Annotated in this window: 7 protein-coding genes; all 7 read left to right on the top strand. The window is 42.9% G+C overall.

Features of this window, described 5'->3' with window-relative positions; genetic code table 11:
• Positions 1-1696 (top strand): ATP-binding protein (locus AC075J_RS04020; RefSeq protein WP_476390045.1); only part of this gene is annotated, 1696 nt, incomplete at its 5' end.
• Positions 1696-3546: an ABC transporter substrate-binding protein gene (locus AC075J_RS04025; RefSeq protein ID WP_055058088.1), complete on the top strand. Its 1851-nt coding sequence runs from the start codon at positions 1696-1698 to the stop codon at positions 3544-3546. The genes AC075J_RS04020 and AC075J_RS04025, both read left to right, overlap by 1 nt.
• 5 nt (positions 3547-3551) lie before the next feature.
• Entirely contained in the window at positions 3552-6500 is a 2949-nt protein-coding gene (locus AC075J_RS04030) for a hybrid sensor histidine kinase/response regulator (RefSeq protein ID WP_476390046.1), read from the top strand.
• Between the two features lie 67 nt (positions 6501-6567).
• Complete coding sequence (locus AC075J_RS04035) at positions 6568-7455, top strand: putative ABC transporter permease (RefSeq protein WP_022380196.1); 888 nt, start codon at positions 6568-6570, stop codon at positions 7453-7455.
• A 25-nt stretch (positions 7456-7480) separates the two neighbouring features.
• Positions 7481-9370 carry a DNA helicase RecQ gene (gene recQ / locus AC075J_RS04040; protein WP_025580644.1) on the top strand — a complete coding sequence of 630 codons (1890 nt, stop codon included), beginning with the start codon at positions 7481-7483 and terminating at the stop codon, positions 9368-9370.
• A 20-nt stretch (positions 9371-9390) separates the two neighbouring features.
• Positions 9391-10560 (top strand): M20 metallopeptidase family protein, encoded by a 1170-nt coding sequence (locus tag AC075J_RS04045; protein WP_025580646.1) that lies wholly within the window; start codon positions 9391-9393, stop codon positions 10558-10560.
• A 426-nt stretch (positions 10561-10986) separates the two neighbouring features.
• Positions 10987-11310, top strand: a 324-nt coding sequence (locus AC075J_RS04050) for an MBL fold metallo-hydrolase (RefSeq protein ID WP_476390047.1), incomplete at its 3' end; no start/stop codon positions are given.

The following is an 11310-nucleotide window of genomic DNA, read 5'->3' on the forward strand; positions in this document are numbered from 1 at the left end:
CGGATCACGTATCGACATTGCAGCCTGTGCCAGAAAAGATGCACCAGGTATGGTTGCAATTTATTATTACACATCTCCGGAATTTGTCAGAAATTATACCCTGACAATACAGAACCTTTTAAATGGCTATAGCACTCAGAAAGATGGAACGATTATTGTTGCAGATAAGGGAACCATCGTTGCCAGCAACGATGAAAGCCTGCTGGGACAGGATACTGCCGGCAATCAGGTTGTCCAGGCAATGAAAGAGCATACAGACAGTCAGCATATTTTTCATTTAAAAAATGAAGGAACCAGATGTTATGGAATCATGCTGAAGCAGCGGGATTATTATATTTATGCCTATCTTCCGGATACGGAAGTATTCCGTAACCTGCCGCTAAGTGTAACAGCTGTCGTTTTTCTTTATTTACTCATATTCGGTATATTCTGCTTCTGGGGTTACAGAGCGGATCTGGCACACCGGAAACAGGAACAGGAAAAAGATGAAAAATATAAAGCAGAACTTCTGAGAACAGCAAAAAAAGCAGAAGCAGCCAATGAGGCAAAAACCGAGTTTCTGCAGCGAATGAGCCATGATATCCGGACACCGATCAATGGAATCTGCGGCATGATCAATGTGGCAGACTATTATGCAGACAATATGGAGAAACAGACGGAATGCAGGGCAAAGATCAAAGAGGCATCTCATCTGTTGCTGGAACTGATAAACGAGGTTCTGGACATGAGCAAGCTGGAGTCAGATGAAGTGGTTCTGGAAGAAATCCCATTTAATCTGAACAGTATTTCTGAGGAAATACTGGGTGTGATCGAACATATGGCTACAGAGCAGAATATCCGGATCATTTGGGAAGAGAAAGAAGTTACACACTGGAATCTTATTGGAAGTCCGGTGCATGTGAAACGGATTCTAATGAATATTTTGTCTAATGCGGTGAAATATAACAAAGAAAACGGATATGTCTATATCAGCTGTCGGGAAATCCCATCGAAACAGACAGCAATGACCACATTGGAATTTGTCTGCAGAGACACCGGAATTGGAATGACAGAGGCATTCCAGAAACGCATTTTTGAACCATTTGCACAGGAACATGCAGGAAGCCGCACAAAATTCGCCGGAACAGGGCTGGGAATGCCAATCACAAAAAAACTGGTGGAAAAAATGAGCGGAACCATTTCCTTTGAAAGTAAAGAAGGCACAGGGACTACATTTGTGATCCGGATTCCATTCCGGATTGACACAGATATGAAGGACAGGACTGAAGCTGAAGAAAAAACGGAAACTTCTATCCATGGACTCCATGTTCTTCTGACAGAGGATAATGAGCTGAATATGGAGATTGCAGAATTTGTGCTTCAGAATGAAGGCGCTGTGGTGACAAAAGCATGGAATGGACAGAAGGCTGTTGACATATTCAGAAAAAACAGACCTGGAGAATTTGATGCTATTCTTATGGATATTATGATGCCTGTCATGAATGGATATGAAGCAGCAAAGATGATCCGCTCTCTGGACAGAGAGGATGCAAAAGTGATACCGATCATTGCCATGACAGCAAACGCGTTCACTGAGGACAAAATGAGAGCAAAGGAAGCAGGAATGGATGAACATATTGCCAAGCCTGTTGATGGGAAATTATTAGTAAAAGTGATCAATGAGTTAGTAAAACGCGATCAGAGGGAGAAGTTATAATGAAAAAGAAAAAATGGAACAAGTTAGTTTCTGTGCTTTTGGCGATGGTGACAGCCGTATCACTTCTGTCTGGCTGCGGCGGGAAAAGTGCGGAAAAAGAAGATGCAGAAACCATCACAGTGTATTTATGGAGCACAAAGCTGTATGAAAAATATGCGCCATACATCCAGGAACAGCTTCCGGATATCAACGTTGAATTTGTAGTAGGCAATAATGATCTGGATTTCTATCGTTTTCTGAATGAAAACGGCGGATTGCCGGATATTATAACCTGCTGCAGGTTTTCCCTCCATGATGCAAGCCCCCTGAAGGACAGTCTGATGGATCTTTCCACAACCAATGCTGCAGGTGCTGTCTATGATACCTACCTTAACAATTTCAAAAATCAGGATGGCAGCGTAAACTGGCTTCCTGTGTGTGCAGATGCCCATGGCTTTGTAGTGAACAAAGATCTTTTTGAAAAGTATGATATTCCTCTTCCAACGGATTATGAAAGCTTCGTTTCTGCCTGCCAGGCATTTGATGAGGTGGGTATCCGTGGGTTTACTGCAGACTATTACTATGATTATACCTGTATGGAAACACTGCAGGGTCTGTCTGCATCAGAGCTGTCTTCTGGGGATGGACGTAAGTGGCGTACCATCTACAGTGACCCGGACAATACAAAGAGAGAAGGTCTGGACAGTACCGTCTGGCCGGAGGCTTTTGAACGTATGGAGCAGTTTATTCAGGATACAGGGCTGAGCCAGGATGATCTGGATATGAATTATGATGATGTGGTTGAGATGTACAAAAGTGGTAAGCTTGCCATGTATTTCGGCAGTTCTGCCGGTGTAAAAATGTTCCAGGATCAGGGCATTAACACAACATTCCTGCCATTCTTTCAGCAGAACGGCGAAAAGTGGCTGATGACTACACCATATTTCCAGATAGCTTTAAACCGTGACCTGACAAAGGATGAAACACGTCGGCAGAAAGCAATGAAGGTACTGAACACAATGCTTTCAGAGGATGCGCAGAACCGGATCATTTATGATGGGCAGGATCTGTTAAGCTATAGCCAGGATGTGGATTTCCGGCTTACGGAATATCTGAAGGATGTGAAACCTGTGATCGAAGAAAACCATATGTATATCCGTATTGCGTCAAATGACTTTTTTTCCATTTCTAGGGATGTGGTGTCTAAGATGATCTCAGGAGAATATAATGCAGAGCAGGCTTATCAGTCATTTAATTCCCAGCTTCTTGAAGAAAAATCCACTTCTGAGGATATTGTGTTGGATTCAAAGAAAACTTATTCCAATCGTTTCCATACCAGCGGAGGCAATGAAGCCTATTCTGTTATGGCAAACACTTTGCGTGGTATTTATGGGACGGATGTGCTGATTGCAACAGGAAACAGCTTTACAGGAAATGTACTGAAGGCCGGTTATACAGAAAAAATGGCAGGCAACATGATTATGCCAAACGAGCTTTCCGCTTACAGCAGTGAGATGAGCGGGGCAGAACTGAAGGAAACGGTCAGAAACTTCGTAGAAGGCTACCAGGGAGGCTTTATCCCCTTTAACCGTGGCTCTCTGCCTGTGTTCAGTGGTATTTCTGTAGAAATCAGGGAAACGGATAATGGTTATACATTGAGTAAAGTTTCAAAGAATGGAAAACAGATTCAGGACAAGGATACTTTTACTGTGACCTGCCTTGCAGCACCACAATATATGGAAGCTTATCCGGCAGAGGAAAATATTGTATTTGATGGAGGGGATACCTCTGTGGAAGATACCTGGACAACATATGTTTCAGATGGTAATGCCATTCTTGCAGAGCCTGAAGACTACATTACTCTGAGGTGAGAAGAATGGATGTTAAGAATCATAATACAAACAGAAAGAAACGGGTTGTGAGAAAACGATGGAATGCAGCAGTTCTTATTGCCCTATTTGTTGGAATCCTTTTGACTGTTTTCCAATATTTGGGGTTTGTATCGAAGACTGTTTATGAGGAAAGTGTTTCTCACCTGACAGAAATTTTTCATCAGTCTGATAATATGCTAAGTGAGCTGACAAATAAGAATCTGACTTATCTCCATATATGGGGGGAATATTTGCAGAACACTTCCGATGAAAGTGAAATTCGTGAGTATATAGAGAAAGCACAGGAAGATGCAGGCTTTTTAGATTTTTATTTCCTGTCAGCGGACGGGAACTATAAGATGGCAACAGGTGAAACCGGGTATCTGGGATTGCAGGAAAATATTGAAGATGAGATCCGGCAGGGAAATGATGTGATAACCAATGCAACGGTTCCCGGAAAATCCCAGCTCCTTGTTTTTGCTACTCCCAGGCCTCATGGAAGTTATCAGGGCTTTGAATATGATGCCATTGCCATTGCCTATGAAAACTCTGATATCGTAAATGTGCTGAATATTTCTGCTTTCAATGGAAATGCCCAGAGTTATGTGGTTCATCCGGATGGCCGTGTTGTTGTGGATCATTCTTCTGAGGCATGGGGAGAGGTGTATAATTTCTTTGGGATTCTGAGAGAACATTCCAATATGTCTGAAAAAGAGATCCTTAAACTTTCAGAAGAGTTTAAGGAAGGACATACAGATGCAATGCTGATAAATCTGGATGGAGAGGATTACTATCTGGTCTATGAGAAATCCAAACCTCAGGACTGGATCTTTCTGGGACTTGTCCAGGCTGATATCGTCAATGCAAGTATGAATGTTCTGCAGCGTAGCACTGTGCTGCTTGTAAGTGCAGTAGCGGTGTGTATTGCCGGTCTTTTTATTGGAATTATTCTCCGGAAAAACAGGGTAAACCTGAAGAGAAAGGATACGGAGATCCTGTACAGGGACGAATTGTTTCAAAAGCTGTCAATGAATGTAGATGACGTTTTCCTGATGCTGGATGCAAAAACATATCAGGCAGATTACGTCAGTCCCAATGTGGAAAAACTGCTGGGAATTACAGTAGAACAGATTCGTAAAGATATTTGTGTCCTTGGAAAACTGCATCCCGGGGACGTTGAAGATCCGGAGAAGAAGTATTTGGAAGAAATCCAGGTTCATGAGCAGCAGGAATGGGATCTTGAATATGTTCATCAGAAAACAGGAGAACACCGCTGGTTTCATAACGTTGCAATGGGCAGCGAGGTAAACGGGAAAAAGAAATATATCCTGGTTCTGTCAGATCGTACCTCTGACAGAAAAATGAATCAGGCCCTTTCTGAGGCGGTCCGCGCTGCGGAGACTGCAAACAAGGCAAAGAGCACCTTCCTTTCCAATATGTCTCACGATATCCGTACACCAATGAATGCGATCATTGGTTTTACCACACTGGCTGTAAGCAACATTGATGATAAAGAAAGGGTTCGGGATTATCTGGGTAAGATTCTTTCCTCCAGTAATCATCTGCTCTCACTGATCAATGATATCCTGGATATGAGCCGTATTGAGAGCGGGAAAATCCATCTGGAAGAGACGGAAGTCAGTCTGTCAGAGGTTCTTCATGATCTGAAAACCATTATCAGCGGACAGATCCATGCGAAACAGTTAGAGCTTTACATGGATGTCATGGATGTTATCAATGAGGATGTTTATTGTGACAAGACCAGGCTGAATCAGGTACTGCTGAATCTTTTGTCCAATGCGATCAAGTTTACTCCTGCAGGCGGAACCGTTTCTGTCCGGCTGAGAGAGTATCCGGGTATACAGAGAGGCTGTGAACTGTACGAAATCCGGGTAAAGGATAACGGAATCGGCATGAGTCAAAAATTTGTACAGAAGATATTTTCTCCTTTTGAGAGAGAGCGGACTTCCACTGTAAGCAGGACTCAGGGTACAGGACTGGGCATGGCTATCACCAAGAACATCGTGGATATGATGGGCGGAACCATTGAGGTTCAAACAGAACAGGGCAAAGGTACTGAATTTATTATCCGTCTGCCATTGCGGATTCAGCCTGAGAACCACCGTATAGAGAAAATCGCAGAACTGGAAGGTCTGAAGGCATTGGTAGTAGACGATGATTTCAATACCTGTAACAGTGTGACTAAGATGCTTGTAAAGGTTGGAATGCGTTCGGAATGGACACTTTCCGGTAAGGAGGCTGTTCTCCGTGCACGACAGTCTATGGAAATGGGGGATGCATTCCACGCTTATATCATTGACTGGCGTCTGCCTGATATGAATGGCATTGAAGTTACCCGTCAGATCCGCAGTCTTGGTGATGATACGCCAATCATTATCCTGACTGCTTACGACTGGTCAGATATTGAAGTGGAAGCCAGGGCAGCAGGGGTGACTGCGTTCTGTGCCAAACCTATGTTTATGTCAGATATCAGAGAGACTCTGATGGCTGCTATCGGTCAGAAGCAGGCCGGGGCAGAGGATAATATTCTTCCGGCAGCAGATTCAGATTTCAGAGGCAGGCAAATACTGCTTGTGGAAGATAATGAACTGAACAGAGAAATTGCAGTAGCACTCCTTAGTGAATATGGTTTTCAGGTTGATACAGCGGAAGATGGAGCAGAGGCTGTGGAGAAGGTTAAGAATTCAAGACCAGGTGATTATGATCTGGTGCTTATGGATGTGCAGATGCCTGTAATGAACGGATATGAGGCTACTGAGCAGATCCGTTCACTGGATGATCCGGCACTGGCGGGAATTACGATCCTTGCCATGACTGCCAATGCTTTTGACGAAGACAGAAAGAAAGCACTGGCATGTGGTATGGATGGATTTCTATCCAAACCAATTGTTATAGAGGAATTGATCAGTACATTACAAAACAGTCTGGGGTAAGTTTTCTGTTTGAACTGTGATAATGGGATATGAAAAGTGGTTTGATGAAAGCAAGGAGGAGCAACGAATGATTTGTGGAATGACGTATTTTCAGATATGTCTGTATTTTCTTATTTATTCTTTTGGCGGCTGGGTTGTTGAAGTTATTTTTCATGCAGTAGCGTTGGGAAAAGTTATAAACAGAGGTTTCCTGAATGGACCGGTCTGCCCGGTATATGGATTTGGGGTGCTTTCTGTTTTTGCTTTGCTCAATACAATTCAGGGCAGCGGGCGTCAGATGAGTGATGGAATGATTTTTGTGTTTGGAATTGTTCTGGCAACTGCGGTGGAGTTGGTTGCAGGCTGGCTGCTGGATGTGTGTTTCCACGCAAGATGGTGGGATTATTCAGATAAACCCTTTAATTTTCATGGCTACATTTGCCTGGAGTTTTCTCTGATCTGGGGACTGGCTATCGTTATGGTAGTAAAAGTTTTCCAGAAGTATGTAGAGGCACATGCGTTACATACACCTGCAACCTGGGAGTGGATTGTGATAGCAGTTTTGTATGCTGTGTATCTGACAGATTTTATTGTGACGGTAGCAGTGATCCAGGGACTGAATAAAAAGCTTACCAGACTGGATAAGGTTCGCTCAGATTTGAGAATTGTAAGTGATAAACTGAGTGATACACTGGCTACGACTACGATTGGCACAGCACAGAAAGTGGGAGAAGGAAAGGTTCAGGCAACTCTTGCAGCAGCAGAACTGCGTGATGCAACTGCCGCACAGCGAGAAAAATCTATCGAAATGCTTCGTATAAAAAGAGCGGAGCTTCAGGCTCAGTTTGAGGAACTGTCCAGCTCTATTACCAATCATACCGTTGTCGGTCAGGGGCGTATCATCAAGGCATTTCCGAAGATGCAGCACAGAGACTATTCCGAACTGATTCAGGAGCTGAAAAAGAGATTAAAATAGATTAAAATGCAGAGGGAGGCTTCAGGTGAACAGACAGGCAGTACAGACCTTAAAGACTTATTTTGGATATGATACATTCAGAGAAGGGCAGGAGAGTGTTGTGGAGTCCATTCTGGAACACCGGGATGTGCTTGCAATCATGCCGACAGGAGCCGGAAAATCCATCTGTTATCAGGTACCGGCACTGATGCTGTCAGGAATTACGATTGTAATTTCTCCTCTGATCTCACTGATGCAGGATCAGGTAAAGGCTTTGAATGAAGCGGGAATACATGCCGCATTTATCAATTCTTCACTGTCGGAAAGTCAGATTAGCAAGGCGTTGTACCTGGCAGCAGGAGGAAGATACAAAATTATTTATGTTGCACCGGAACGTCTGGAAAATTATGAGTTTCTGGAATTTGCCAGACAGGTGGAGATTTCCATGGTGACAGTGGATGAGGCACATTGTATTTCACAGTGGGGCCAGGATTTCAGACCAAGCTATGTCAAAATCGTAGACTTTGTAAAAAATCTTCCCGGTCGTCCGATCGTCAGTGCTTTTACCGCAACTGCAACAGAGGAAGTAAAGAACGACATTCTCTGTACTTTAAATCTGGAAGATCCGAAAGTAGTGATTACCGGGTTTGATAGAAAGAATTTATATTACAGCGTGGAAAATATCCGGCGAAAAGACGATTTTGTGATGGATTACATAGACAGACATCCAACAGAGAGCGGGATTATTTACTGCTCTACAAGAAAAAATGTGGACAATCTTTTTGAACTGCTTTTCCAAAAAGGAGTTGCTGTTACCAGATATCATGCAGGACTGAATAATGAAACCAGAAAAAAGAATCAGGATGATTTCATTTACGACAGAACCCCCGTTATTATTGCAACAAATGCATTTGGAATGGGGATTGATAAATCCAATGTGAGATATGTGATCCATTACAATATGCCGCAGAGTATGGAGAATTATTATCAGGAGGCAGGACGTGCAGGGCGTGACGGAGAGAATTCCCAGTGCGTTCTATTGTTTTCTGCACAGGATGTTATGATCGACCGAATGCTTCTGGATAACAAAGATTTTTCCGATGTGGATGAAGAGGATGAATTTCTCATTCGTCAGCGGGATATACGAAGGCTTCAGATCATGGAAGGATATTGTAAAACAACAGGATGTCTGCGAAATTATATTCTGGAGTATTTCGGTGAAAAGACCTTCGGTCCCTGTGATAATTGTGGAAATTGCCACAGAGAATACCATGAGACAGATATGACCAGAGAGGCGAAGTGGGTAGTGAACTGTGTAGCTGAGACGAGAGGAAGGTATGGACTGACAATTGTGCTTGGTACTTTGCTGGGGGCTAAGAGAGCCCGGTTGAGGGAGCTTGGAGCAGATAAGTATAAATCTTATGGAGCATTGAATGATCACAGTGAGGCAGAACTCAGGGCACTGATCAGCCAGATGACTGAGATGGGATATCTCTATCAGACACAGGAACGTTACAGTGTGCTGAAACTGGGCGATATTTCTCCGCTAAGAGATGAAAATACTCACGTGATCATGCGTACTTACGAGGAAAAAGAACCGGATAAAAAGAAAAAGCCCCAGAAATCTGTCAGAAAACGCAGTACAGATGCGCTTACGGCAGCAGGTTACGATTTATTTGAAGCCCTGCGGAAACTTCGTCTGCAAATTGCAAAAGAGGAAGCCATGCCTCCATATATCGTGTTCAGTGATAAGACGCTGATAGATATGTGCATCAAATGTCCGTCAAATGAAGAAGAAATGCTGGAGGTTTCCGGTGTGGGCGAGAATAAGCTAAAGAAATACGGTCAGAGATTTCTGGAAGAGATACAGAAGTTCTGCCTGGAACGTCCGAATGCGGTTTTGAGTATGTCGGAAGATGAAAATGGTAATCCCTGAGAACAAAGGTTGGAAAACAGATGAATATAGAAAAATATACGGAAGAATTAATCACATTGAGACATTACTTTCATCAACATCCGGAGCTGGCACTTCAGGAAGTGGAGACGTCTGCATATATCCGGAAATATCTGGAGAAACTGGGATATGAGATTGTGCCGATAGAACCTACAGGATTGATCGCGGAACTTCCATCTCTGAGAAACAGGGAGAAACTGGTTGTACTCAGGGCGGAGATGGATGCATTGCCCATACAGGAGCAGACAAATCTACCATATGCATCAGTAAATCAGGGATGTATGCATGCCTGCGGTCACGATATGATCCTGGCAGCAGCACTGATCCTTGCAAAAATTGTGGCAGAAGAGCAAAGAATGCAGGAAAGTTTTCCGGTCAGGCTCCGGTTCCTTTTTGAACCTGCAGAGGAGATTGGTGAAGGTGCAAAAAGAATGCTTCAGGCCGGAGCATTAGAGAATCCGAAAGCAGATGCATTTCTGATGTTTCATTACGCAGCGGATATGACATTTGGGATGGCAGTGCATCGGGGACAGGCATCTTCCATGATCAACAGTATGCAGATTCATGTTCATGGAAAATCCAGTCACTGGTGTGAAGCGGATAAGGGGATTGATGCAATTTATGCAGCTGCTCAAGTGATAAGTGCCATTCATAATCTGAATGAAAGTTTTGGAAAACAGCATCCGGATGCAGGAAAATATATTGTGGGTACGGGTACGATCCATGGCGGTGAATATACGAATATTATTGCAGACCATGTGGTATTAAACGGAAATATACGCGCAGTTCATGAAGAAACTTACATGGCACTTGAGCACGAGCTGGAGAGAAATCTGCAGGAAATTGAAAAGCAGACTGGCACACAGATCCGTATGGAATTTCCAAAAGATCCGGTATATGCGTTTGCCAATGATGAGGAACTTACAGAGACAGCAAAGGCAGTGGGTGAAGAAGTATTCGGGGATAAGTTTGTCCTGGAAGGAGAAGATGAGCTGTTTCTTTCAGGTGATAATGCATACAGATATTTCAGAGAAACCAGAGGACTTTTCACAGTATTTCTTGCAGGAATACCAGGAGAAAATCATCCTCTGCATCATCCGAAATTTCAATTGGATGAGAGGATACTGCCGTACAGCGTGGAAGCATTGTATAAGATTATAACTACATTATGAGTATTGCAATTTTGGAAAATAATGAATGGTGATGTGGTTCAGCAGAGCGTGAAATTCTACTGAACTGGATCAATGTATTATTTACGCAGATTGCTATGGAAGGAACGTCAGCAGGATGGATAATTTGTATCTGTTCTGCTGTTTTTTGAGTATACTCGTAATAATTTCAGAGAATACTGTAAATTGACCAAATTAAGTAAGCCCTGCTTCAATTGAGGATATCCACCTGACTCTATAAAAAATCTCATAAATAAATGAAAAAAATTACCAAAAGGACTTGAAAATTGGATTAAAATAGTATAATATAAAAACATAAACAAATTAAGAATGCATAGCAACTATAACTTATTAACGTTGAGTGACAGCAGATTGCTGAATAGTAACGGACAGACGATATACTATAAAGAAAGAATTGAGGGCAGAAATATGAAGATTACAGATACCATTAAATATGTCGGAGTTAATGACCATCAGGTAGATTTGTTTGAGGGACAGTATGCAGTGCCAAACGGAATGGCATATAATTCCTATGTGATTCTGGATGACAAGGTTGCAGTTATGGATACTGTAGATGCCAATTTCAAACATGAATGGCTGGATAATCTTGAACAGGCACTGGGTGGACGTAAGCCGGACTATCTGATCGTTCAGCATATGGAGCCTGACCATGCAGCAAATGTAGCGAACTTTCTGGAAGTATATCCCGGCACTACAGTAGTAGCCAATGCGAAGACATTTGTAATGATCAAG

This window comes from Blautia sp. ZXY-1-C6, assembly GCF_056339875.1.

Coding starts and splice junctions, on each gene's coding strand:
- AC075J_RS04030 (WP_476390046.1), top strand. CDS start 3,552: ATGGATGTTAAGAATCATAATACAAACAGAAAGAAACGGGTTGTGAGA.
- AC075J_RS04045 (WP_025580646.1), top strand. CDS start 9,391: ATGAATATAGAAAAATATACGGAAGAATTAATCACATTGAGACATTAC.
- AC075J_RS04025 (WP_055058088.1), top strand. CDS start 1,696: ATGAAAAAGAAAAAATGGAACAAGTTAGTTTCTGTGCTTTTGGCGATG.
- AC075J_RS04035 (WP_022380196.1), top strand. CDS start 6,568: ATGATTTGTGGAATGACGTATTTTCAGATATGTCTGTATTTTCTTATT.